Origin of the sequence: Pseudomonas sp. G.S.17 (assembly GCF_038096165.1) — a bacterium.
GTDB lineage: Bacteria > Pseudomonadota > Gammaproteobacteria > Pseudomonadales > Pseudomonadaceae > Aquipseudomonas.
The window spans coordinates 1,426,237-1,451,667 of the sequence record NZ_CP151076.1; the positions used below are offsets into that span (position 1 = coordinate 1,426,237).

Genomic DNA, 25,431 nt, shown 5'->3' on the forward strand with positions numbered 1-25,431 from the left:
AAGCGGCTCGATTATAGAAAGGCCGCTGCGGGCAGAACAAGGAGGTTTTGCACGCAGCTGCGCTTTAATTGACGGCGCGGGTTGCCGAGTTCTGCCACATCAGCACGCGAGTCACGCGATTGTCTTCGGTTTGCAGGATTTCCAGGCGATACGGCCCGATTTTCAGGCAGACCGAGCTTTCCGGAATGGTTTCCAGAGCCTCGGTCACCAGGCCATTCAAGGTTTTCGGGCCATCGGACGGCAGATGCCAGCCCAAGCTCTTGTTCAGATCGCGGATCGACGCTGCGCCATCAACCACCAGACGGCCATCTGCCTGAGGATGAATGTGCGGGTTGTCGAGAGTCTGTTCGTTTTCGAATTCGCCGACGATTTCTTCGAGAATGTCTTCCAGGCTGACGATGCCCAGCACTTCGCCGTATTCGTCGACCACCACGCCCAGGCGCCGCTGCTGTTTATGAAAATTCAGCAGTTGCAGTTGCAGCGGCGTGCTTTCCGGCACGAAGTACGGCTCATAGCAGGCCGCCAGCAATTGTTCCTTGGTCAGCTCGGCCTTGGGCAGCAGATGGCTGATCTGGCGCGTATTGAGGACGCCCTGAACCTGATTGATGTCGTTGTGATACACCGGCAGGCGGGTATGCCGGGAAATAATCAGGCGTTCGATGATGTTTTCGATGGGCTCATCCAGATTGACCCCGTCGACATCGTTGCGCGGTACCAGAATGTCGTTGACGGTGATGCTGTCCAGCGCATGAATCCCGGACAATACCGGTGAACCGCCAGGTTCGTGCTCGTGAACCCCTTCCTGATTGGGGTCCGACAAGGAATCCTGATCATCTTCACGTCGCTGGGCAGGTTTGTTGCGGGCGTTGAAAGGCAGCACCAGCAGGGTGGCGAGGGTGCTCAATAGCCAGGCCAGCGGCCACATGATCTTCATCGGAATGCTCAACATGCCGTTGGCCAGCTTGATGATCGCCAATGGATGCCGGACAGCCAGACGGCGCGGTGCGTATTCGGCAAAGACCAGGATCAGGCCGGTGGTGACAAGCCAGGCAACCGTCGGGCCGTTATCAAGCCAGTACCGCATCGACAGCAGCGTTGCGATCACCACGATAAGGGTTTTGACCAGTGTATTGGTCAGGATCAGGCTGCCGAGCTGGAATTCCAGTCGCGGCTTGGCCGGGTCGGTTGGGCGAGTGCCGATTCGCAGGGCCTTGACGCGGTGGTGCGCGGCTTCGACGGCCGTGAACAAGGCCGACCAGAGGATCAGCAGCGCAACAACACCAAGCATTGGGCCGATGGGCAAGTTATCCATGATCAACGCCCGTCAGATGTGCAGAATGAATTCACGGACCAGCTTGCTGCCGAAATACGCCAGCATCAGCAGGCAAAAGCCGCCCAGGGTCCAGCGGATGGCCTTGTGTCCGCGCCAGCCCAGACGATTTCGACCCCACAGCAACACACTGAAGACTATCCAGGCCAGACACGCCAGCAGGGTTTTGTGCACCAGATGCTGGGCGAACAGGTTTTCGACGAACAACCAGCCGGAGATCAGCGAGAGCGACAGCAGCGACCAGCCGGCCCATAGAAAGCCGAATAACAGGCTTTCCATGGTTTGCAGCGGCGGAAAGTTCTTGATCAGCCCGGACGGATGTTTGTGCTTGAGTTGATGGTCCTGCACCAGCAACAGCAGCGCCTGGAACATCGCGATGGTGAACATGCCGTAGGCCAGGATCGACAGCAGGATATGGCTGAGAATCCCCGGCTCCTCGTCAATCGGCTGCACGGTGCCGGTCGGCGCGAACTGCGCCAGCAGTACGGTTGCCAGCCCCAGCGGGAACAGCAGCACCAGCAGGTTTTCCACCGGAATCCGCACGGTGGCGAGCAGCGTCAGGGCAATCACCGCCACGGCAATCAGGCTGGCGGCGCTGAAGAAGTCCAGGCCAAGCCCGATAGGACGCACCAATTGCGAGAAAAGCCCGGTGGCATGCGCGACGACGGCAAGCGTGCCGAGCAGGCAAAGCAGCCGTTTGTCGGCCTTGGTGCCCTGGCTCAGGCGAAGGCCCTGATAGATGGTCGCAGCGGCATAAAGGCAGGCGGCGGCGAGACTGGGTAGCAGGCTGGGTGGCAAGGGGAACATAAATCCTGATGGGCGGGCCCGAAAGGCGCTGAGTTTCGCATACAACCCGCATTTCACGAAAGACCACAGAGGCAGACTCCGAGCGGAGTCTTCGCTATAATCCGCGACCTGCTCAAGCCGCAGGCTCGCCGAGCGCCATTTTTAATACGGGCCGGGCCGCATCAACCGGGGTTCGACGAGAGCCTGAAAGGATCGCGCATGTTTGAAAACCTTACCGACCGTCTCTCGCAGACGCTGCGCCATGTAACTGGCAAGGCCAAGCTGACCGAGGACAACATCAAAGATACCTTGCGCGAAGTGCGGATGGCTTTGCTTGAAGCTGACGTTGCCTTGCCGGTAGTCAAAGACTTCGTCAACAAGGTCAAGGAGCGCGCTGTCGGCACTGAAGTGTCGCGCAGCCTGACGCCGGGCCAGGCGTTCGTGAAGATCGTCCAGGCCGAGCTGGAAGACATGATGGGGGCGGCCAACGAAGAGCTGAGCCTGGCCGTCACGCCTCCGGCGGTAATTCTGATGGCTGGTTTGCAGGGTGCGGGTAAAACCACCACTGCAGGCAAACTGGCCAAGTTCCTCAAGGAGCGCAAGAAGAAAACCGTCATGGTGGTCTCGGTGGACGTGTATCGTCCTGCGGCCATCAAACAGCTGGAAACCCTGGCCAATGACATCGGCGTAACGTTCTTCCCGTCCGATATCAGCCAGAAACCGGTCGAGATCGCGCTGGCGGCCATCAAGGAAGCCAAGCTCAAGTTCATTGATGTCGTGATCGTCGATACCGCCGGTCGTCTGCACATCGATGTCGAGATGATGGGCGAGATCCAGGCGTTGCACGCTGCGGTCAAGCCGGCTGAAACCCTGTTCGTGGTCGATGCCATGACCGGCCAGGACGCCGCCAATACCGCCAAGGCGTTTGGCGATGCCTTGCCGCTGACCGGCGTCATCCTGACCAAGGTCGATGGCGACGCACGTGGTGGTGCTGCGCTTTCGGTCCGGGCGATTACCGGCAAGCCAATCAAGTTCATCGGTATGGGCGAGAAGAGCGACGCGCTCGAGCCGTTCCACCCCGACCGTATCGCTTCGCGAATCCTGGGCATGGGCGACGTGCTCAGTCTCATCGAGCAGGCCGAACAGACCCTCGATAAGGACAAGGCCGACAAGCTCGCGAAGAAGCTGAAGAAGGGCAAGGGCTTCGATCTCGAAGACTTCCGCGATCAGCTGCAACAAATGAAGAACATGGGCGGCCTCGGCGGCCTCATGGACAAACTGCCGAGTATCGGCGGTGTGAATCTCTCGCAGATGGGCAATGCCCAGGGCGCGGCAGAGAAACAGTTCAAGCAGATGGAAGCCATCATCAATTCGATGACCCCGGCCGAACGTCGCGACCCGGAGCTGATCAGCGGTTCGCGCAAGCGTCGCATCGCCATGGGTTCGGGCACGCAGGTTCAGGACATCGGGCGTCTGATCAAGCAGCACAAGCAGATGCAGAAGATGATGAAGAAATTCTCCGCGAAAGGCGGAATGGCGAAAATGATGCGCGGCATGGGCGGAATGTTGCCCGGCGGCGGCATGCCGAAGATGTGATTACGTCGCGCGCAAGTTCGTTTGCGCGCAGCTCGCCGGGGGGCAACCTCCGGCAAAACACCCGTCTGGCGGGTGTCTATCCGCCGTCGAAATCGACGGCTCCATAGCAAATCTTGATGGCATGCCGATAGGCGCCGGAAAAAGACATTTGCAAAAGTCCGGATATTCCTTAGAATATGCGGCCTTTCGGGCACCTATGCCCGCTGTGCATCTTAGATTTGCAGCACCGACTACAGGAACGATGTTCAATGCTAACCATCCGTCTTGCCCTTGGCGGCTCCAAAAAGCGCCCGTTTTACCACCTCACTGTTACCGATAGCCGCAATGCGCGCGACGGTTCACACAAAGAGCAAATTGGCTTCTTCAACCCGGTTGCCCGTGGTCAGGAAGTTCGTTTGTCCGTGAACGACGAGCGTCTGGCTTACTGGATGAGCGTGGGTGCACAAACATCCGAGCGCGTTGCTCAGCTGTTGAAAGAACGAGCCAAGACTCAGGTCGCGGCCTGAGCAATATGAACGCGACGCCAGCTGTTGCCGACGATTTGATCGTCATTGGCAAGATTTACTCTATTCATGGCGTTCGCGGCGAAGTGAAGGTCTTTTCCTTTACTGATCCGATTGGAAACCTGTTGGATTACAAAACCTGGACGCTTCGGCGCGAAGGCAGCGTTAAACAGGTAGAGCTGGTCAGCGGACGCTTGCAAAACAAGTTCCTGGTCGCAAAGCTCAAAGGTCTCGATGATCGTGAAGAAGCCCGTCTTCTATCCGGTTACGAAATCTGTGTGCCACGCAACCTGTTCCCTGATCTGACCGACGGCGAGTACTACTGGTACCAGCTGGAAGGTTTGAAGGTTATCGACACTCTTGGGCAATTGTTCGGGAAAATCGATCATCTTCTGGAAACCGGCTCGAACGATGTAATGGTGGTCAAACCCTGCGCAGGCAGCCTGGATGATCGCGAACGCCTGTTGCCCTATACGGAGCAATGTGTGTTGGCAATCGACCTGAGTGCCGGCGAGATGAAGGTGGATTGGGATGCGGACTTCTAAGCGCCATGGCTAGCCTGCGCATAGAAGTGATCAGTCTGTTCCCCGAGATGTTTTCCGCCATCAGCGAATACGGCATAACCAGCCGAGCGGTGAAACAAGGGCTGTTGCAGCTCACTTGTTGGAATCCGCGGGACTACACCACGGATCGACATCACACTGTGGATGATCGCCCATTTGGCGGTGGTCCGGGCATGGTGATGAAGATCAAGCCCCTTGAAGATGCTCTGGTTCAGGCCAGGCAAGCGGCAGGGGAAGCGGCGAAGGTAATTTACCTGTCGCCACAAGGCCGCCAACTGAATCAGTCTGCTGTACGCGAACTGGCACAGGAGGAAGCGATTATCCTCATCGCCGGTCGTTATGAAGGCATTGACGAGCGTTTCATTGAAGCTCATGTCGATGAAGAGTGGTCGATTGGTGACTATGTACTGTCTGGCGGCGAGCTGCCGGCAATGGTGCTGATCGACGCGGTTACGCGGCTGCTGCCTGGAGCTTTAGGGCATGCGGACTCCGCGGAGGAAGACTCCTTCACGGATGGTCTGCTGGATTGCCCGCATTACACCCGACCGGAGGTGTATGTGGATCAGCGTGTTCCCGACGTGTTGCTTAGTGGCAATCACGCACATATCCGGCGTTGGCGTTTACAGCAGTCCCTTGGGCGGACCTATGAACGACGCGCCGATCTTCTGGAAAGCCGCTCGCTTTCTGGAGAAGAGAAGAAGCTGCTGGCGGAATACATCCGTGAGCGGGACGATAGTTAACGTATCGATGGTCGATCCAGATGGATCACCTTAGGAGCACAGCATGACTAACAAAATCATTCTTGCACTCGAAGCAGAGCAGATGACGAAAGAGATCCCTACCTTTGCCCCGGGCGACACTGTTGTCGTTCAGGTGAAAGTGAAGGAAGGCGACCGTGCGCGTCTGCAAGCGTTCGAGGGCGTAGTAATTGCCAAGCGTAACCGTGGCGTGAACAGTGCTTTCACTGTTCGTAAAATCTCCAACGGTGTTGGCGTTGAGCGTACTTTCCAGACTTACAGCCCGCAAATCGACAGCATGGCTGTGAAACGTCGCGGTGACGTTCGCAAAGCCAAACTGTACTACCTGCGTGACCTGTCCGGTAAAGCAGCTCGCATCAAGGAAAAACTGGCTTAAGTCCAGCAATCCGATGCAAAAAAAAGCAGCCTTCGGGCTGCTTTTTTGTGTCCGGGATTTTATTGTCCGTGTTCAATAGCGGTCTTTCGCGAAACAGCACAAGTGCCCATCACCTATGTCTGCAATCGACCATCCGCTGATTGACCGTTTTCTCGACGCCCTGTGGCTGGAGAAGGGGCTTTCGGACAATACCCGCGATGCTTATCGCAGCGATCTGGCCTTGTTCAATGGCTGGCTTGAAGAGCGGGGCGTGGGCCTGATCAGCGTCGGGCGCGAAGCTATTCTGGATCATCTGGCCTGGCGCGTGGATCAGGCGTACAAACCGCGTTCGACGGCACGCTTTCTGTCCGGTGTACGCGGTTTCTATCGCTATTTGCTGCGCGAGAAACTGATCCAGATTGATCCGACATTGCAAATCGACATGCCGCAGCTGGGCAGGCCCTTGCCCAAGTCGCTGTCCGAAGCCGATGTCGAAGCCTTGTTGGCGGCGCCTGATCTGAGCGAGGCCATTGGCCAGCGGGATCGCGCGATGCTTGAAGTCCTGTACGCCTGCGGTCTGCGGGTCACCGAATTGATCAGCCTCACGCTGGAGCAGGTCAACCTGCGCCAAGGCGTGTTGCGGGTCATGGGCAAAGGCAGCAAGGAACGGCTGGTGCCCATGGGTGAAGAGGCTATCGTCTGGATCGAACGCTACATGCGCGGTGCTCGCGATGAGCTGCTGGGCGGGCGTCCCAGCGATGTGTTGTTCCCCAGTTTGCGAGGCGAACAGATGACGCGTCAGACGTTCTGGCATCGCATCAAGCATCAGGCTGCGGTGGCTGGTATCGGCAAGTCACTGTCGCCACATACCTTGCGCCATGCGTTCGCGACCCATTTACTCAACCATGGCGCAGACCTGCGCGTGGTGCAGATGCTGTTGGGCCACAGCGATCTGTCGACCACGCAGATTTACACCCATGTCGCCCGTGCCCGCTTGCAGGACATGCACGCCAAGCATCACCCGCGCGGCTAAAGGTATCAATGGCAGGAATTGCCCGATATCCGGCATCGGTCCGGGTCGGTGTTGCAGGGCTTATGTGATAGTCTTTGCCGGTTTCGCAAATGGATGCTGGCACCCGCTGTTTTCAGCGCCGCCCATTTGCCCACCGCCCGAGGAGTTTTCATGCGCGTGACCCAGATTTTCGCCGCCGCAGTCATTGCGCTGGCCAGTACCTTCAGCCTGTTCGCTCAGGCTGATGCACCCGCCGAACAAGCCATCCGCAAGACGCTGGATTCACTCAAGCTGGAATTGCCGGTCGAAAGCATTGCGGCCAGCCCGCTGAACGGCCTTTACGAAGTCAAGCTCAAGGGCGGACGCGTGCTGTATGCCAGCGGCGACGGACAGTTCGTCATGCAGGGTTACCTGTTCCAGATCCAGGACGGCAAACCGGTCAACCTGACCGAGAAAACCGAGCGCCTGGCGATTTCCAAAACCATCAACGGCATTCCGACCGCTGAAATGGTGGTCTACCCGGCCATTGGCGAAACCAAATCGCACATCACCGTATTTACTGACACCACGTGCCCCTATTGCCACAAGCTGCATGCCGAAGTGCCGCAGCTGAACAAAATGGGTATCGAAGTCCGCTATGTTGCTTTCCCGCGTCAGGGCCTGGGTTCGCCCGGCGATGAGCAACTGCAGGCAGTCTGGTGCTCCAAGGATCGCAAGGGCGCCATGGACCGTATGGTCGATGGCAAGAACATCCAGGCGCCTAAATGCGCCAACCCTGTGACCAAGCAATTCGAAATGGGCCAGTCGATCGGTGTCAACGGCACACCGGCCATCGTCCTGGCTGACGGTCAACTGATCCCGGGCTACCAGCCTGCGGCGCAAGTGGCCAAACTGGCGCTCGGCGCCGAATAATCCAGCGTCATCAAGGTTTCCTTGAAGACCGTGGGGCGACAGCTGTCAGTGTCGTCCCGTTAAATTGAGAGCCGCATGGTGACGTGCGGCTGTTTTCCACGGCCAGCCTCGAGTTGGCCGTTTTACGGGGAGTTCATAGTGAAACCGGTCAAAGTAGGCATCTGTGGGCTAGGTACTGTCGGTGGCGGTACCTTCAACGTACTTCAGCGTAACGCCGAGGAGATTGCCCGCCGCGCCGGGCGTGGAATCGAAGTGGCACAAATTGCCATGCGTACGCCGAACCCCAACTGCCAGATTACCGGTACCTCGACCACCAGCGATGTATTCGCGGTGGCAACCAACCCTGAAATCGATATCGTCATCGAGCTGATCGGCGGCTATACCATAGCCCGGGATCTGGTCCTCAAAGCCATTGAAAATGGCAAGCACGTCGTCACTGCCAACAAGGCGCTGATTGCCGTGCACGGTAACGAGATTTTCGCCAAGGCGCGCGAGAAGGGCGTCATCGTCGCGTTCGAAGCGGCAGTGGCGGGCGGTATTCCGGTGATCAAGGCAATCCGTGAAGGTCTGTCGGCAAACCGTATCAATTGGGTGGCCGGGATCATCAACGGCACGGGCAACTTCATCCTCACTGAAATGCGTGAAAAAGGTCGTACGTTCCCGGACGTCCTGGCCGAAGCTCAGGCGCTGGGTTATGCCGAAGCCGATCCGACCTTCGACGTCGAAGGCATCGATGCCGCGCACAAGCTGACCATCCTGGCTTCCATTGCGTTCGGTATCCCGCTGCAGTTCGATAAGGCTTACACCGAAGGCATCACCAAGCTGACCACCGCCGACGTGAATTACGCCGAAGCACTTGGCTATCGCATCAAGCACCTGGGCGTTGCGCGCAGCACTGCCGCCGGCATCGAGTTGCGTGTCCACCCGACGCTGATCCCGGCTGATCGACTGATCGCCAACGTCAACGGCGTGATGAACGCGGTGATGGTCAATGGCGACGCTGCGGGTTCGACGCTGTTCTACGGCGCCGGTGCCGGCATGGAGCCTACGGCTTCGTCGGTGATCGCTGATCTGGTGGACGTCGTGCGCGCCATGACTTCCGATCCGGAGAATCGCGTGCCGCACCTGGCCTTCCAGCCGGACTCGCTTTCCGCGCATCCGATCCTGCCAATCGAAGCCTGCGAAAGCGCGTACTACCTGCGAATCCAGGCCAAGGACCATCCAGGCGTGCTGGCGCAAGTGGCGAGTATTCTGTCGGAGCGCGGCATCAACATCGAATCCATCATGCAGAAGGAAGTCGAAGAGCATGACGGCCTGGTACCGATGATTCTGTTGACCCATCGTGTGATTGAGCAGCGCATGAATGACGCGATCCAGGCACTGGAAGCGTTGCAGGATGTGGTGGGGCCGGTGGTCCGGATCCGCGTAGAACATCTCAATTAATTGAGAGCTGCAAGCCGCAAGCCCCAAGCTCCAAGCTAGAAGCCGATCGCTTTTACTTTGAGGCTCGTAGCTTGAGGCTTGCAGCTCAAACCGAAGGTTTGACTTATGCGCTATATCAGTACCCGCGGCCAAGCGCCGGCCCTGAATTTCGAAGACGTGCTGCTCACTGGCCTGGCCAGCGATGGCGGCCTGTATGTGCCGGAAAACCTGCCGCGTTTCACTCAGGAAGAAATCGCTTCCTGGGCTGGCCTGCCTTATCACGAACTGGCTTTCCGCGTGATGCGCCCCTTCGTGACCGGCAGCATCCCGGATGCGGATTTCAAGAAGATCCTCGAAGAAACCTACGGCGTGTTTGCCCACAGTTCGGTGGCGCCGCTGCGTCAGTTGAACGGCAACGAATGGGTGCTGGAGCTGTTTCACGGCCCGACCCTGGCGTTCAAGGACTTCGCTCTGCAGCTGCTGGGTCGTCTGCTCGACTATGTGCTGGCCAAGCGTGGCGAGCGCGTCGTGATTCTGGGCGCCACGTCGGGCGATACCGGTTCGGCAGCGATTGAAGGCTGTCGTCGTTGCGACAACGTCGACATCTTCATCCTGCACCCCAACAACCGGGTTTCGGACGTTCAGCGTCGGCAGATGACCACCATCTTCGGCGACAACATCCATAACATCGCCGTCGAAGGCAACTTCGACGACTGCCAGGAAATGGTCAAGAACAGCTTCGCTGATCAGGCTTTCCTCAAGGGCACGCGTCTGGTCGCGGTCAACTCGATCAACTGGGCGCGGATCATGGCCCAGATCGTCTACTACTTCCACGCGGCCCTGCAGTTGGGTGGCCCGGCGCGTTCGGTGTCGTTCTCGGTGCCGACCGGCAACTTCGGCGACATCTTTGCCGGTTACCTGGCCCGCAACATGGGGCTGCCGATCAATCAGCTGATCGTCGCCACCAACCGCAACGACATCCTGCACCGCTTCATGAGCGGCAATCAGTACGTCAAGGAAACCCTGCACGCCACGTTGTCGCCTTCGATGGACATCATGGTCTCGTCGAACTTCGAGCGTTTGCTGTTCGACATGCACGGTCGCAATGGCGCGGCCATTGCCGGTCTGATGGATACGTTCAAGCAAGGTGGCGGTTTCAGCGTTGAAGACGAACGCTGGACTGAAACCCGCAAGCTGTTCGACTCCCTGGCCGTCAGCGACGAGCAGACCTGCGAAACCATCGCCGAGGTGTTTGCGCAAACGGGTGAGGTGCTGGACCCGCACACCGCCATCGGCGTCAAGGCGGCACGCGCCTGTCGTCGCAGCCTGGATACCCCGATGGTGATCCTCGGCACGGCTCATCCGGTCAAATTTCCCGAGGCAGTGGAGAAGGCGGGCGTAGGAAAAGCGCTTGAACTACCTGCACATTTGTCTGATTTATTCGAGCGCGACGAACGCTGCACCGTCTTGCCAAATGACCTCAAAGCCATACAGGCCTTCGTCAGCCAGCATGGCAATCGCGGCAAACCGTTGTAACGGTATCGTTGTGTAACAACTTAAGGCCCGCCACCCGGCGGGCCTTCTCATTTCCGCATGCCAAACTTTGAGGGTTAAGAACCTTGCGGATGAGTCAGTTTTAGTGAAAGAAGCAAACAGTGCGCGTGCTTTAAAGGCACCCGGCCATGCAGCGAACAGGCGCGTATTTCACGCGGTTCTCTTGTCGATATTGCTGCTGCTCAGTCAAAGGGCGTTCGCCGCCCAAAGCCTGCCGTTCAATCTTGTGGCGCCTTTCGTGGTGCTCGAACCCTTGGCGCTCGGTATTGCGGATCGCCAATGGCTGCAGCAGCGCAAAAAATTGCGCGTCGGTATTTCCATTGCTGACTATGAACCCATCGACATCACCAGCGACCACAACCGCTACCAGGGAATCAGCGCCGATTACCTGAGCCTGATTGGCAGCAAGCTGGGTACGACGATTGAGGTCGTGGGTTTTGCGAAAAGGCACGAAGCGGTTGTCGCATTACGCAACGGGACGATTGATGTCCTGACCAGCGCCAACGGCTACGAGCGCGGACTGAGCGGGCTGGCCTATTCAAGCGACTATATGCCGGACCGTTCGTTTGTCATTGGGCGGGGCTCCGACACGGCACTGCCGGCCAATCTGGCCGGAAAAAAGATCGTATTGCTGGACGGCTATGCCGATGACCATGTCGTGCATACGACCTATCCTGACAGCGAGATCATTCTTGCTCCGAACCTGTTCAGTGCCCTGGAAGCCTTGAGTCACGGTGAAGCCGATGCCTTCATTGGCAACGAAGTGATCGCGCGTTCCTACATTGCCTTGCATCCGTATCTGGATTTCCAGATCAAGTTCGAAAGCACGCTGCCGCCGATGGGCTTCGCGTTTGCGGTTCGTGATGACCAGAAGCGGCTGTTATCGCTGATCAACGAAGCGCTGGCCAGCCTCGGTGCGGCGCTTAACCGGGAAATTCTCGGACGCTGGACGTTGGGCCTGGGGTCTGATGTGAATGGCCAGCGTATAACGCTGAGCAATGCCGAAAGAAAATGGATCGTCAAACACCCCAATGTCACGGTGGCCACCAGTCAGCACCCGCCCTATATCTACAAAGACGCGAACGGCCAGTGGGTGGGTTTGAATATCGATATCCTGGCGAGAATCTCGCGTCTGACCGGCCTGCAATTCGTTCATACGGAAGTCGCTTCAACCCGGGCGACCTTGAACCTGCTGCAAAGCGCTCACGCCGATATGAATACCACCCTGGCGGAGAACAACGAGCGCAGGAAAATCCTCGATTTCACCTACGCCTTTGGTGGCAACAGTTGGGTGTTCGTGGTGCGCGCAGACAGCGAGTCGCCTGTTTCCCTGAAGGATCTGACCGGGCGCGCGCTGGCATTGCCCGCCCGGCATGCGCTGGAAGAAGTCATCCGGCGCGAGTATCCCGACGTCAAGTTGCGCCAGGTGGCGAATTACGAAGAGGCGCGTCAGCAGGTCGCCAACGGTCAGGCCGATGCCACTCTGCAGAATGAAGCGGGCGCTCATCTGAATCTGCCTGACACACTCAAGGTCGGGCGCAGCGTCGATGGCCGCTGGTCGCCGGATCGTTTTTCGGTGATCAAGGCCCAGCCCGAATTGCTGAGCATTCTGAACAAGGCCCTTGAGGAGTTTCCAGTACCGGAAATGCGCGCTATTCGCATGAAATGGCTCGGTGCGGTGGTCCCGCAGCCTTCTCTCTGGAACCGGATTCCGGCCTGGGTTTACTGGGTGCTGGTGCTGGCATTGCTCATCGGCATGGTTTCGCTGATCTGGAGCAGCCGCCTGAAGATTCAGATTCGCCAGCGTGAGAAAGCCGAAGAAGCGCTCAACGATCAACTCGCGTTCAAACATGCGCTGCTCAACGGCATACCCAACCCGATTTACGTACGTGATCTCATGGGCCGTCTGGTTTCCTGCAACAGCAGCTACGAAGCAAGTTTCGGGGTCAGTTTCGAGCAGATGAATGGGCGGCGTCTAATTGATGTCGACGTGATTCCCCAAGAAAGCGCGCAGCAACTGCATGCTGATTACCTGACATTGCTGGAAACTCGTAAACCGGTGTTCGTGGACCGCAGCATGCAGCTGGTCGACAGACGGATTGACGCCCGGCAATGGACCGTGCCGTTTTTCCGTGCCGACGGTCAGCTGCAAGGTCTGCTGGGTGGGTGGATCGATATCAGTGACCGCAAACTGCTGGAATCCCGGTTGCAGGAAGCCCGGCAGCAGGCCGATCGGGCCAGCGAGGCCAAGAGTGCGTTTCTGGCCAGCATGAGTCACGAAATCCGTACGCCGATGGGGGCGATCATCGGCTTGCTGGAGCTGGAACGGGAAAAAGCGCTGCGTCTCGGCCAGGCGCCATCTCAAGGTCTGGAAACCGCCTTTCGGTCGGCAACGGAGTTGGTCGAATTGATCGGCGAAAGCCTCGATCTGGCAAAAATCGAAGCGGGAAGTCTGCAGTTGAACCTGGCCGTGGTGGCTTTGCAGCCATTCATTGCGGACATCCTTCAGCTGTTCGCGGCTCAGGCCGCCGAAAAAGGCCTGGACCTGTCCCTGGATTTCGCCGAAAGAGCCCAGGGCTTCTATCAGCTGGACCCGCTGCGTCTGCGTCAGGTTCTGCACAATCTGCTGGCTAACGCCTTGAAATTTACCGATCAGGGCTCCGTGGTTCTGGGCATCGACGCCACACCCCATGACGCTGATTCGGTGCAATTGCACATCAGCGTTCGTGACTCCGGTGTCGGAATCAGCCCCGAGCAGCAAAGGGAGTTGTTCCAGCCATTCGTCCAGGGCAGCGAAGAGATCGCCGGCACTTATGGCGGAACAGGGTTGGGACTGAGTATCTGTAAGCAACTGGTCGAGTTGATGGGCGGCAAGATCAGTCTGTCCAGCGAGCAGGGACAAGGCGGCACTGAAATTAACGTAGACGTCCCGGTCAAGTGTGGTGCGCAAGTGCCCGCCACTCCGATCTCAACGCCGACTCAGACGCCGACGGTACGCTGTCTGCGTCTGTTGGTCGTCGACGATCTTTCCGCGAATCGTCTGGTATTGACTCAACAACTGGAATTTCTCGGTCATCAGGTCGTGGCGGTTGAAGGGGGTGGGCCAGCGCTGAAACTGTGGCGTGAGGAGGCGTTCGATCTGCTGCTCACCGATTGCAACATGCCCGGAATGACCGGTTATCAGCTGGCCGAGGCGATTCGGTTGTTGGAAAGCCGGGAGCAACGTCGGCGTAACCCGATCATCGGCTGTACCGCCAACGCCTTGCTGGGAGAAGAGCAGCGTTGCATTGCCGCAGGTATGGATACGGTCATCGTGAAACCGGTTTCGCTTGAGCAACTGGCTCGGCTCCTCGCGGCCCATGCGCCGCCACTGAGCTTCGATATGGACGCGTTAAGACGCCTGACCCAGGCCAACCATGAGCAAATGCAACGCATGCTTGCCGAACTCTGCAGAAACCTGGATCAGGAGCAGGGTTTGATTCAGCAGGCTGTTGAACGGCACGACTGGAAGGCCTTGAGCGCCATCACGCACCGTTTGAAGGGCGCTGCCTGTCTGGTTGATGCTGTCGAGCTGGCCAGAGCCTGCGCTGCCGTTGACGAACAGGCACGCGATGAGTCGGAGGCCGCCCTGATTGAGCACTGGCCAATTCTGCAGCGGTCTATGCTTCGCTTAAGAGCCGACATCATTTTGCAGCTGGATCAGTCCCCCATTTAGGACATGTCCTATAGGGCGCAGAGAAGCGGCTGGTTAAAGTACAGGGCATTCGGCCAGGCGGCCTGGAGTCAGGAAACCAATCGTGCGTTCACTTACCGTATTGATACTCGAAGACAACCCTTTCCAGCTGATGGCGTTGCATCAAATGCTCAACGCCAATCAGATTTTCGATGTGCTCACCGCTCCCAGTGTTGCTCAGGCGCGGCAGTCGTTGAACAAGCGCGGCGGGGTAGACATTGCAATCTGCGATCTGATGATGGAAGGGCCTGATGGTCTGGAGTTGATTCGTCATCTGGCCCTGAGCGGTCAGGCGCGTGCCGTGATCATCCTCAGCAGCACCGAGCCCAGCGTTCAGGAAAGCGTTGCGCAGCTGGCTCGTCAGCAGGGCATCGCGGTGCTGGGCTGCCTGCAAAAACCGGCGTCGACAGTTGCTATCGGCGAGCTGCTGGAGGCCTACGATGCGCTGCCGGATGCTTGCGATGAACCGTTGCCAACGCCCCGCCCCGCCCTGAGCTTCGAGGAGTTGTACTCGGCGGCACAGCACGGGCCAATCGATTTGGCGGTGTTGTCCGAGCAATGGGTCGCCTGTTATCAGCCCAAGGTCAGCCTGTCCGGCAAAGTGCTCGGCGTGGAAGCACTGGTGCGCTGGCGGCATCCGGAATACGGGTTGTTGACCCCCGACCGCTTCATGCCCGCCCTGGAAAGCGCGGCGTTGATGGTGCCGTTGACCTGGCGGGTGTTTGGTTTGGCGCTGAAGCTGTCGGCGGATACATTGTGCGAGCAGGGCGAGGCGTTGCCGGTGGCGGTCAATATCACGCCGCAAATGCTTGAACTGCCCGATTTTGCTGAACAGGTGCTCGCCCGGCTGATGCACTTCGGATTACCCGCTCATATCCTGACCCTGGAAATCGTTGAGCAGGCCGCTCCCGAGCCTGCAACCTGGCAAGTGGAAGGCCTGCTGCGTTTGCGGATGCATGGCTGCAAGCTGTCCATCGATGATTTTGGTACCGGCGCGTCGAACCTTGAACGGCTGCTGCAACTGCCTTTCACCGAGCTCAAGCTGCCCGCTGAATTTGTGCGCGACATGGCAGACGACTCGCGCAAGAGTGCCGTGGTCGCTGGCGCATTGCTGATCGCCCGGAGGATGTCACTGGAAGTGGTGTTCGAGGGGGTTGAGTCAATGGATGACTTCTATTCGGTGATGGCGCTGGGCGGTGCATCCCTGCAAGGCTATTTCATCTCCCGGCCGTTGCTGGTGCACGATGTGCTGCCCTGGATTACCGAGCGCAGGGGCCTGGAAGCCAGTCAGATCTGGCCGCAAAATGCGCTCAGCCGAGACCATTCTCCTGCAGGTAAATGAACAGCGCGGCCTCATTTGCCAAACCCAGTTTGCGCATCGCGTTGATTTTTTGTGCACTTACGGTTTGCTTGCTGCGATTCAGTTGCAGAGCGATCCCGCCGATGGTCACTCCCGCTGCGAGCAGTCTTATGACTTCCAGTTCGCGCGGTGACAGAGGTCTTGCGGTCCCGTTCAGGTCATGGTCGGCGCCTTCCAGCATGATCTGGCGCACGGAGTCGGCGATATACAGATGTTTGCGGCGCACGTTGGCGATGGCGGCAGGCAGTTCGCCGGCGACACTGGCCTTGCTCAGCAGCCCCTGGACTTTCAGATCGAGAATCGCTCGAAACAACGCGGCGTTGTTGAGCATGGTGACCACGACGATGGGTAGCGCCGGAAAGTCCCGGCGGATTTTCTGCAACAGCCGCAGGCCGTCGTTGTGATGCTCGTCGGGCATCATGAAGTCCGTCACCAGCACATCAGCTTCAACCCGCCGAAGGATCTCCAGCAGCTCATCCGGATTACTGGCCTGGGCGATGACTTTCGCGCAGTTGTTCTGCTCCAGCACCACCCGCAAACCGATGAGAAAGATGGGATGGTCGTCGGCCAGGATGATGCGCAAGGATTTCTCGGCGTGAGCGCTCACAATGTTCATTCCAATTGATGGCGTATCGGGGCACATCCCCTTGAGCGGCGGCGGGTTGCGCGGTCCTTGGTTCGATTAGATATCAGGAACCGACACGCTGCGGCTTCATGGCGGGAGAAGTCTGCGTAGGAACAGGTCGTGATTCTCCGCGAAATTTCCTACAGTTTGTTTGCGGCGGCCTCACGCTGTTGCGGCAGCAAACTTTTTCCCGCTGACCCTCTACCGGCTGTACCAGCCCCCCGTGAATAAATTCGCGCCTGCGGAGCGGTTTTTTCTCTGTCACATTCAGCTGGCATGCTCAAGTGCTCGGTGAGTTGCACCCTCTGGTCAAGCAATAAGAACTTTCTGATGACGCCGATGGTCATTGATAAGCACCTTTGAATTCAAACTGTTGAGTGGTGATCTAGATGGAAAATATCAGCTTGCTGCTAAGTCAGGCTCTGGCCCCTTACCAAGCCCACCTTGGGCCGGCCGGACCTCAGGGTGAGCGTTTGGTCTCGCTCAAGGATGCCACTGGATCGGTGGTGATCAAGCGCGTTTTCAGCGCAGCGCAACTGGGTGACAAACGCCAGCTGACGGACGTGGTCGACGGTTTGCGCCGTGATCTGATGGTTGCCGAGGGGCGAATAGAGCCTTCTGTGATCGCCGCAATGCGTCATGCAGCGTTGAGTCGCCCGTTTATCTCGTCTCCGGTTTTTGTTTAACCTGTTCGGGAACCTTATGGTGGCCGTACGCTCTGATTAATTACGGCAGGTTCAAACATTGTGCTCCGGTGATTGATGCCTGCCGTACTGGTCCCGATGGACCACGGTTTACCCCGAGTAGTCTCCCCGCTGCTCGGGGTTTCTTTTTTTCAGGGCCGCACATTCTTGCCGCCCGCCGGTAGTTACCGCAGTTCATCCTCAAAGAATGCCTTGGCATCCTGCAGATACTCTTCACGCTGGCCGTTAGGCAGCCATTGCGCGTACAGCCCGATCAGGCTGGTCTTGCGCAGCACCCGCATCTCCCGATTGATGATCTCCATGGCCTGCTGGCCTCGGGGGGAGTTCGAGCAGCCGACATGGGTGAATTGATATTTGGGCGTGCCCTTGACCGGCAGGAATGTCAGCTCCTCCTCGACAATGCCTTGCTGGCGGGCCTGATAAAGCGCTTCGGGCCAATAGCTGATCAAGGCTTGCAAGCGACCCAGGCGTTCCATTTGCAGCAGGCTGCCGATGGCGTCGTTGCCGTAATGCAGATTGAGTTCATTGGCTGGAGTATCACGCAGGATCCGGTCGATGACCGGTCCGTAGCTCCGTTCGGCAACCACGCCGAGCTTGATCGTGCTGCTATTGAGCAACGCCGCCAGATCGATCTGGTTCTCGGACATGAACGGCTTGAAGCTGTCCATGTCGTCCTGACGCACCACCAGGCCATTGCTGCGCACTGCGTAGGTGGGGATCGAAAACAGCAGGTTTTTCGCCCGCTCGGCGGTCCAGAGCAGCATCGGATCACAGGTAAACGACGACTTGTCGAGCAGCATCTGCATGCCTCTGGCGCGATTCACGCGCATCAGCAGATGCTCGTATTCCGGCATTCGGGCGATCAGCAGCGGCATCAGCCTGTCGATAGCGCCCTGACCCTGTTGCGGTCCGGAGAAGATGGTCACTGGCGGCATGTCGCGCAACAGCCAGATCAACGTTTCTTTCCCCTGACTGCTGGAGGGCAAGGCACACAGCGTCAGCAAGGCCAGTAAAGAAGCCATGCAGGACCTGGCGGGCAGTGCGCTGCAATAAGGCATTCGCGAATGTCTTCCCCGAGAAGTGGCTGAGTATAGGACGGTAAAAAAGACCGTGGTGTGATCGGCGTTTGAAACAGACATATTCAGCAACAATACCGGCAGTGGCGCCGAGGATATCGCTTTTTTTGATTGAATATCAAAGCGTTGAAACCAATGAGGGCCAATTGAACCAATGTGCATGACAGTGGCCTGGATTTCCAGTGATTCGCTGTCTTACAGGTCCACCACAAAGGTTCAGCGCGACTTGCCGTCAGTTGGTCGGCCGGCTTTGGTCGTTCAATGGGGCTGCATCGGGTAGACTTGCCGCCTTTCCCCGCATCTAGAAGCCCGTTCATGGCCCAGCCGTCCACGACCTACAAATTCGAACTGAACCTCACCGACCTGGATCGTGGGGTTTACGAGAGTGTCAAACAGACCATTGCCCGTCACCCTTCGGAAACCGAAGAGCGCATGACCGTGCGTCTGCTGGCTTATGCCTTCTGGTACAACGAGCATCTGTCGTTCGGTCGTGGGCTGTCGGAAGTCGACGAGCCCGCACTCTGGGAAAAAAGCCTGGACGACCGCGTGTTGCACTGGATTGAAGTCGGGCAGCCTGACGCCGATCGCCTGACCTGGTGTTCGCGTCGTACTGAACGCACCAGTCTGCTGGCTTACGGCAGCTTGCGAGTCTGGGAAGGCAAGGTCATCCCGGCGGTCAAGAACCTGAAGAACGTCAATATCGCTTCAGTGCCGCAAGAGATTCTGGAAGTCCTGGCCAAGGACATGCCTCGCGTCATCAAGTGGGACGTCATGATCAGCGAAGGTACGATTTTCGTGACCGACGACCGTGGTCAGCACGAAGTCCAGTTGCAGTGGCTCACGGGCGAGCGCGGCTGATTGACGGGTTCTACGCTTTAAATCGATAACCACAGAGAACCAGCGAAAACCGCATGCGTATCGAACCTCGTCTGTTGCCGGAAACCCTGCCTTTTCTCGGCGATTTGCCGCCATTGCTTACCCGGCTGTATGCCTCGCGGGGCGTGTTGTCGGAGGCCGAACTCGACAAGAGTCTGGCGCGGCTGATCCCGTATCAGCAGCTCAAGGGCATCGATGCGGCGGTGGACCTGCTGGTCACGGCGCTCAACGAACGCCAGCGTATTCTGATCGTCGGCGACTTCGACGCAGACGGCGCCACGGCGAGTACCGTCGGCGTGCTGGGTTTGCGGCTGCTGGGCGCGGCTCATGTGGATTATCTGGTTCCCAACCGTTTTGAATATGGCTACGGCCTGACCCCGGAAATCGTCGCCGTCGCCTTGCAGCGTCAGCCGCAATTGCTGATGACCGTGGATAACGGCATTTCCAGCGTCGAGGGCGTGGCAGCTGCCAAGGCCGCCGGTTTGCAGGTGTTGATCACCGATCACCACTTGCCCGGCCATGAGCTGCCCGCCGCTGACGCCATCGTCAATCCCAACCAGCCAGGCTGTACCTTTCCGAGCAAGGCACTGGCCGGTGTCGGGGTGATTTTCTATGTGTTGATGGCCTTGCGCGCGCGGCTGCGGGAGAACGGCTGGTTCGAGGCCAATCAACGTACCCAACCGAATCTGGGCGAATTGCTCGATCTGGTCGCATTGGGCAGCGTTGCCGACGTGGTGCCGCTGGATGCCAATAATCGCATCCTCGTCCATCAGGGCCTGATGCGTATCCGCGCCGGGCGTGCACGTCCCGGACTCAAAGCCATTCTCGAAGTCGCCCGCCGCGAAGCGTCGCGCATCACTTCCACGGACCTTGGCTTCATCATCGGCCCGCGCCTCAATGCGGCGGGGCGTCTGGATGACATGAGTCTGGGCATCGAATGCCTGCTCTGCGAAGACGAAACCCTGGCGCGGGAAATGGCTGGCCAGCTGGATGAGCTGAACCAGGATCGCAAATCCATCGAGCAAGGCATGCAGCGCGAAGCGTTGGCCCAGCTCAAGGATCTGCCGCTGGAATCCATGCCGTTCGGTCTGTGTCTGTTCGAACCGGACTGGCATCAGGGCGTGATCGGCATTCTTGCTTCGCGCCTCAAAGAACGTTATCACCGGCCGACCATTGCCTTTGCCAGCGCGGGTGATGGCGTGCTCAAAGGTTCGGCGCGCTCGGTACCGGGTTTTCACATTCGTGATGCGCTGGATGCGGTCGCGGCGCGGCATCCCGAGCTGATCAGCAAGTTCGGCGGGCATGCCATGGCGGCGGGCCTGTCCTTGCCTGAAGCCAACTTCCCCGCGTTCGCCGAGGCGTTTGATGTCGAGGTGCGGCGGCAGCTCAATGAAGACGATCTAACCGGGCGCTTGCTGTCCGACGGAGCCCTGGCGGTCGAGGAATTTCACCTGGAGCTGGCCCGTGCCCTGCGCAATGCCGGTCCTTGGGGGCAGCACTTCCCCGAGCCGCTGTTTCATGGCGTGTTCCAACTGGTGGAGCAGCGAGTCGTGGGTGAGCGGCATCTGAAGATGGTGCTCAAAAGCGAGTGCGGCACGGTCAAGCTCGATGCCATCGCGTTCGGCGTGGATCGTGACATTTGGCCTAACCCGAACATCCGCTGGGTCGAGCTGGCTTACAAGCTGGACCTGAACGAGTTTCGCGGCAATGAAACCGTGCAACTGATGGTGGCCCACATCGCCCCGCGCTAGCGATCGGCAGGAACCCTCGGTTGCAAAGGATTGTCGACTACTCTCTTGGTACGGTTTTACTGCCAGCCAAAACGACATTATTCAGCCTGAGAGGTCCCCATGAGCCTGTTGCTAGAACCCTACACCTTGCGCCAGCTGACCCTGCTCAATCGCATTGCCGTATCGCCGATGTGCCAGTACTCATCGGTGGATGGTCTGGCCAACGACTGGCACCTGGTGCATCTCGGCAGCCGCGCAGTCGGCGGCGCCGGGCTGATTTTCACCGAAGCCACGGCGGTCACCAAAGACGGCAGAATTACCCCCGAAGACCTCGGGCTGTGGAACGACGAGCAGATCGAACCGCTGCAACGCATCACCCGCTTCATCACCGCGCAAGGCGCAGTCGCCGGTATTCAGCTGGCTCACGCCGGGCGCAAAGCCAGCACCTGGCGACCATGGCTGGGAAAATCCGGCAGCATCAAGGCCGAAGAGGGCGGCTGGACACCTTGGGGTCCGTCGCCGATTGCCTTCGATCCGAAACACACTGCACCGGTGCAGCTCAGCGAAACGCAAATCCAGGAAGTAATCCAGGCGTTTGTCGATGCAGCCAAGCGTGCGCTGACCGCCGGTTTCAAGGTCGTGGAAGTGCATGCTGCCCACGGTTATCTGCTGCACCAGTTCCTTTCGCCGCTGAGCAATCAGCGTAAGGATCAATACGGTGGTTCCTTCGAAAATCGCATTCGCCTGACCCTGGAAGTGACCGCAGCGATACGCGCTGTCTGGCCCGAAGAGCTGCCATTATTCGTTCGCGTGTCGGCTACCGATTGGGTGGAAGACGGCTGGAATCCGGATGAGACCGTTGAACTCGCACGTCGCCTCAAGGACCTGGGCGTCGACCTGATTGACGTTTCTTCGGGGGGCACTTCTGCCAACGCCGAGATTCCGGTCGGCCCTGGCTACCAGACCCGCTTCGCCGAGCGCGTGCGTAAGGAATCAGGGATGGCCACCGGCACCGTGGGCATGATCACCGAACCGGCCCAGGCCGAGCACATCCTGCGCACCGGTCAGGCCGATATCATCCTGCTGGCCCGCGAACTGCTGCGCGACCCATACTGGCCGCTGCACGCCGATGACGACTTGGGCGGCCGCCTGGCAACCTGGCCGTCACAATACCAACGCGCGACCCATCGCGATCAGCCGATTCATGAGTCTGATTTGCGCGATTAAGTTGGACTCGGGTTAACTATCGATCGCAAGTTGCACGTGCTACTTGCGACCGATTTCCAACAAGCTACCAGTTTAAGTGTTACGTATACTCGCCCAAAAAGCGTGCCACGGTCTTTTGGAAGTCTGAGAACATGGAAGTTGCCAAAATTTTCCCATCGTCTTGCCGTACGAGGTAATAACTTTCGATACCTGGGTATTCCCACCAGCCTTGCCGGTCACCAAAACCAGCATCAGGTGTCCCGTCCAGAAAGTACCGAGCCACTGCGATGTCTCCCATCTCGCCCAGTAATATGACACCGTCACCGTCAACAAGGATGTCTTTCAAAACGCATCTGAAGCCGGTGGTACCCAATGCCATTTCAAGGGGTTGACCTCCGTTAAACCCTGAATCCCAAGCCCCGCTCGATGTTAAACACATAAGCACCCCGTTCCACGGGGTTCCGGAGTAATAACGTTTGTTAGCCCCAAGGATAATCCTGCCATCCGCGTGAAGGGCGATGGCCATAATATGGCCCCCTTCCAGGATGCCTGGTTTTAAAGGCTGCTCGCTGAAAGTGAAGGTTGGGTCCAGCGTACCATCCTCCAAATAACGGCGGACGTAGATTGTTGTGTGTGCCTCTTTCTCGATTTGGCCGCTGATTAATATTTTTCCGTCCGGTTGTAACACGTGGCTATCCACCGTGTTGGGGTTTCCGACAATCACCACGTACCCTTTGGATGCAAATGAGTGATCCAATGAGCCGTCCGGGTTCAAACGCCCCAGGAAACTCATAAAAGTATTCCGGCCATTTACACGGCCAGAGAAAACCAGTTTTCCATCGGGTAACGGTGTTATTGAAAAACTATTTTCGTGGGCCGCTGTATCGGGTGGGCCACCTTTAGGCGGCTCAGGCTCAGGCTCAGGGTCATTGCCATTGTCGGTAACGGGCGGAGGGAGAAGAGCGTCGAAACGAACTATGCCATTCTCGCCGAAGCTTTTGTCCAGCTCACCGGTATCTAGAAATTGCGCAAGTGCAGGTTGAGGGGGTGTGGCTACTTCCGGTAAGAAGCATCCGGACAGGATGATTTTTCCTTCTCGCGTAATCGCAGTTGATGCTCCGTACGACGCTTTCCCTTCGACGAAATGTCCACTCACCGATCCATTCGTGCCAAAACTTCGATCCGGAGTACCATCTGCATTTAGCTGCGCCAACAAATAACTTTCAAGTATTGGAAGCTCAGCTTTTTTGGCGGCCGGGACGAGGATCTTCCCATCTTGGGCAGTCACGGTTTTACCTATGCCGACAAGTAGAAACCCATAAATAGCTTCGGTAAAAGTAAAAATCCCGTTGTCTGCGAAAGTTGGATCCAGTTCGCCAGTCGAGCGGCGTATTGAGGTTGTTGAGTTATCCATACGGTGAATCTCCATTTAAAACATGATCGGGACCTGGTCAATGGGCTCGGTTCTGTCGATAACGAGCCTGATAGGTCAACAGTCATAGTCTGTTCTGGAGTTCTGGTATTGGGTACTGTCATAAATGACAGTGGCCAATGGCGATCATTTAATACGTTGCTTAGCTTATTGAATTTTCATCATTTTTTTCACATTGAGTTTTAATGTTTATTGGAAGTTATAGCAGCCTTTTTAATTGCGACTCCTCGCGATCAGCCGATTCACGAGTCTGATTTGCGCGATTGATAGCACGGTCCCTGTGCAGACTGTGTGGGAGCGAACTTGTTCGCGAAGGGTCGGTACATCCGCTGGAGATTCAGCGCCTGAGACATTGCTTCGCGGACAAGTCCGCTCCCACAAGGGGGCTGTGGTGTTTAGTTAACCGGATTTATCCCGATTCTGTTGGAGCGAGGCCCCGGCAAACGCGATCAAGCCTGCGCGCCATCTCCCCTCAATGTTTGAACATCACATGCCGCACCGTGGTGTAGTCCTCCAACCCATACATCGACAGGTCCTTGCCGTAGCCGGACAGTTTTTGTCCGCCGTGGGGCATTTCGCTGACCAGCATGAAGTGGGTGTTGACCCAGGTGCAGCCGTATTGCAGGCGCGCGGCCAGGCGATGGGCGCGGCCGATGTCCTGGGTCCAGACGGACGAAGCCAGGCCGTAGTCGGATTCGTTGGCCCAGGCCAGCACTTGAGCTTCGTCCTCGAATTTGGTCACCGAGACCACCGGGCCGAACACTTCACGGCGGACGATTTCGTCGTCCTGCTGGGCGTCGGCGATGACAGTGGGTTCGAAGAAGAAGCCATTGCCTTCCACGGCTTTGCCGCCGGTAATCAGTCGTGTGTGGGACTGGGCGAGGGAGCGCTCGACGAAACCGGCGACGCGGTCGCGATGCTGGGCGCTGATCAGCGGGCCGAGTTCGGTTTGCGGATCATTTTGCAGGCCGTATTTGATGCTGCTGACCGCTTCTCCCAACTTCTCGACGAACTTATCGTAGATGCCTTGCTGCGCGTAGATCCGGCAGGCGGCGGTGCAGTCCTGACCGGCGTTATAAAAGCCGAAGGTGCGAATCCCTTCGACGGCGGCGTCGATGTCGGCATCATCGAAAATGATCACCGGCGCCTTGCCGCCCAGCTCCATGTGCATGCGTTTGACCGTGCCAGCGGTGCTGGAAATGATGTGCGAGCCGGTGGCAATCGAGCCGGTCAGTGACACCATGCGCACTTTGGCGTGGGTGATCAGCGCATTGCCAACGGTCGAGCCGCGCCCGAACACCAGGTTCAGCACGCCAGCGGGGAAAATATCCATCGCCAGCTCCACCAGCCGCAAGGCGGTCAGCGGCGTCTGTTCGGACGGCTTGAGCACCACCGTGTTGCCTGCGGCCAGCGCCGGGGCGATTTTCCAGGCGACCATCATCAGCGGGTAATTCCACGGCGCAATCGAGGCGATCACGCCAATCGGATCGCGGCGGATCATCGAGGTGTGCCCCGGCAGGTATTCGCCGGCTGCCGAGCCGCCCATGCAGCGACTGGCGCCGGCGAAGAAGCGGAACACATCGGCAATCGCCGGGATCTCGTCGTTCAAGGCCGCGCTATAGGGTTTGCCGCAATTGTCGGACTCAAGCCTGGCCAATTCTTCGCCATTGGCTTCGATGGCATCGGCCAGTTTCAACAGCAACAGGGCGCGGTCCTTGGGCGGGGTTTGCGACCAGCTTTCGAAGGCGACATCGGCGGCGCGCACGGCGGCATCCACCTGCGCCTCGCTCGCCTCCTTGAGTTCCACCAACACTCGGCCCAATGCCGGGTTGAACACTGCCTGGCTCGGGCCTTCACCCGCCACGAGCTGGCCGTTGATCAGCAGTCTGGTTTGCATG

The 25,431-nt window shown here is 58.2% G+C and carries 21 protein-coding genes; 15 read left to right on the forward strand and 6 right to left on the reverse strand.

From position 1 onward, the window contains the following. Positions 1–64: 64 nt before the first annotated feature. Both AABC73_RS06445 and ccsA read right to left on the reverse strand, forming a co-directional pair. Entirely contained in the window at positions 65–1,312 is a 1,248-nt protein-coding gene (locus tag AABC73_RS06445) for a CNNM domain-containing protein (protein WP_341522907.1), read from the reverse strand. A gap of 12 nt (positions 1,313–1,324) precedes the next feature. Next, complete coding sequence (ccsA, locus tag AABC73_RS06450) at positions 1,325–2,137, reverse strand: cytochrome c biogenesis protein CcsA (RefSeq protein WP_341522908.1); 813 nt, start codon at positions 2,135–2,137, stop codon at positions 1,325–1,327. Between the two features lie 198 nt (positions 2,138–2,335). On the opposite strand from ccsA, the gene ffh reads away from it, so the two are divergent. The 11 genes from ffh to AABC73_RS06505 all read left to right on the forward strand — a co-directional run bounded on the left by ffh (position 2,336) and on the right by AABC73_RS06505 (position 15,866). Beyond that, complete coding sequence (gene ffh / locus AABC73_RS06455) at positions 2,336–3,712, forward strand: signal recognition particle protein (RefSeq protein ID WP_331151103.1); 1,377 nt, start codon at positions 2,336–2,338, stop codon at positions 3,710–3,712. 248 nt (positions 3,713–3,960) lie between these two features. Then, the gene (rpsP, locus tag AABC73_RS06460) at positions 3,961–4,218 is read left to right on the forward strand and encodes a 30S ribosomal protein S16 (RefSeq protein WP_020289547.1); all 258 of its coding nucleotides are present in this window, start codon (positions 3,961–3,963) and stop codon (positions 4,216–4,218) included. 5 nt (positions 4,219–4,223) lie between these two features. Then, positions 4,224–4,760 (forward strand): ribosome maturation factor RimM, encoded by a 537-nt coding sequence (gene rimM, locus AABC73_RS06465; protein ID WP_341522909.1) that lies wholly within the window; start codon positions 4,224–4,226, stop codon positions 4,758–4,760. A gap of 5 nt (positions 4,761–4,765) precedes the next feature. After that, a complete protein-coding gene (gene trmD, locus AABC73_RS06470) occupies positions 4,766–5,518 on the forward strand; it encodes a tRNA (guanosine(37)-N1)-methyltransferase TrmD (RefSeq protein WP_341522910.1) in 753 nt (250 codons plus the stop codon). 43 nt (positions 5,519–5,561) lie between these two features. After that, a complete protein-coding gene (gene rplS / locus AABC73_RS06475) occupies positions 5,562–5,912 on the forward strand; it encodes a 50S ribosomal protein L19 (RefSeq protein WP_341522911.1) in 351 nt (116 codons plus the stop codon). 115 nt (positions 5,913–6,027) lie between these two features. Further along, positions 6,028–6,924 (forward strand): site-specific tyrosine recombinase XerD, encoded by an 897-nt coding sequence (gene xerD / locus AABC73_RS06480; RefSeq protein ID WP_341522912.1) that lies wholly within the window; start codon positions 6,028–6,030, stop codon positions 6,922–6,924. A 150-nt stretch (positions 6,925–7,074) separates the two neighbouring features. Beyond that, on the forward strand, positions 7,075–7,815 hold the full coding sequence (locus AABC73_RS06485; protein WP_331150882.1) for a thioredoxin fold domain-containing protein: 741 nt from the start codon (positions 7,075–7,077) through the stop codon (positions 7,813–7,815). Positions 7,816–7,953: 138 nt separating this feature from the next. Continuing rightward, on the forward strand, positions 7,954–9,258 hold the full coding sequence (locus tag AABC73_RS06490) for a homoserine dehydrogenase (RefSeq protein WP_020289541.1): 1,305 nt from the start codon (positions 7,954–7,956) through the stop codon (positions 9,256–9,258). Positions 9,259–9,363: 105 nt separating this feature from the next. Beyond that, positions 9,364–10,773: a threonine synthase gene (gene thrC / locus AABC73_RS06495; RefSeq protein WP_065834750.1), complete on the forward strand. Its 1,410-nt coding sequence runs from the start codon at positions 9,364–9,366 to the stop codon at positions 10,771–10,773. 181 nt (positions 10,774–10,954) lie between these two features. Then, the gene (locus AABC73_RS06500; protein ID WP_341522913.1) at positions 10,955–14,506 is read left to right on the forward strand and encodes a transporter substrate-binding domain-containing protein; all 3,552 of its coding nucleotides are present in this window, start codon (positions 10,955–10,957) and stop codon (positions 14,504–14,506) included. Positions 14,507–14,588: 82 nt separating this feature from the next. Further along, entirely contained in the window at positions 14,589–15,866 is a 1,278-nt protein-coding gene (locus AABC73_RS06505) for an EAL domain-containing response regulator (protein WP_341522914.1), read from the forward strand. On the opposite strand, the gene AABC73_RS06510 is transcribed toward AABC73_RS06505, so the two are convergent. Next, positions 15,835–16,491 carry a response regulator gene (locus tag AABC73_RS06510; protein ID WP_341522915.1) on the reverse strand — a complete coding sequence of 219 codons (657 nt, stop codon included), beginning with the start codon at positions 16,489–16,491 and terminating at the stop codon, positions 15,835–15,837. The genes AABC73_RS06505 and AABC73_RS06510 overlap by 32 nt on opposite strands. 407 nt (positions 16,492–16,898) lie before the next feature. On the opposite strand from AABC73_RS06510, the gene AABC73_RS06515 reads away from it, so the two are divergent. Beyond that, the gene (locus AABC73_RS06515) at positions 16,899–17,195 is read left to right on the forward strand and encodes a DUF3509 domain-containing protein (protein WP_341522916.1); all 297 of its coding nucleotides are present in this window, start codon (positions 16,899–16,901) and stop codon (positions 17,193–17,195) included. Between the two features lie 182 nt (positions 17,196–17,377). Here the strand turns inward: AABC73_RS06515 and AABC73_RS06520 are convergent, their stop codons facing one another. Further along, positions 17,378–18,223 carry a TIGR02285 family protein gene (locus tag AABC73_RS06520; protein WP_341524182.1) on the reverse strand — a complete coding sequence of 282 codons (846 nt, stop codon included), beginning with the start codon at positions 18,221–18,223 and terminating at the stop codon, positions 17,378–17,380. Positions 18,224–18,604: 381 nt separating this feature from the next. Here AABC73_RS06520 and AABC73_RS06525 point away from each other — a divergent pair, with 381 nt between their 5' ends. From AABC73_RS06525 to AABC73_RS06535, 3 genes are all read left to right on the forward strand, one after another. Further along, complete coding sequence (locus tag AABC73_RS06525) at positions 18,605–19,147, forward strand: YaeQ family protein (protein ID WP_065834754.1); 543 nt, start codon at positions 18,605–18,607, stop codon at positions 19,145–19,147. Positions 19,148–19,200: 53 nt separating this feature from the next. Next, positions 19,201–20,916 (forward strand): single-stranded-DNA-specific exonuclease RecJ, encoded by a 1,716-nt coding sequence (recJ, locus tag AABC73_RS06530; RefSeq protein ID WP_341522917.1) that lies wholly within the window; start codon positions 19,201–19,203, stop codon positions 20,914–20,916. A 99-nt stretch (positions 20,917–21,015) separates the two neighbouring features. Then, positions 21,016–22,122 (forward strand): NADH:flavin oxidoreductase/NADH oxidase, encoded by a 1,107-nt coding sequence (locus AABC73_RS06535; protein WP_341522918.1) that lies wholly within the window; start codon positions 21,016–21,018, stop codon positions 22,120–22,122. A 79-nt stretch (positions 22,123–22,201) separates the two neighbouring features. On the opposite strand, the gene AABC73_RS06540 is transcribed toward AABC73_RS06535, so the two are convergent. Together AABC73_RS06540 and AABC73_RS06545 are read right to left on the reverse strand one after the other, a co-directional pair. Beyond that, the gene (locus AABC73_RS06540; RefSeq protein WP_341522919.1) at positions 22,202–23,515 is read right to left on the reverse strand and encodes a hypothetical protein; all 1,314 of its coding nucleotides are present in this window, start codon (positions 23,513–23,515) and stop codon (positions 22,202–22,204) included. A 490-nt stretch (positions 23,516–24,005) separates the two neighbouring features. Then, positions 24,006–25,430, reverse strand: a complete 1,425-nt coding sequence (locus tag AABC73_RS06545) for a gamma-aminobutyraldehyde dehydrogenase (RefSeq protein ID WP_341522920.1) — start codon at positions 25,428–25,430, stop codon at positions 24,006–24,008. Between the last annotated feature and the right edge of the window lies 1 nt (position 25,431).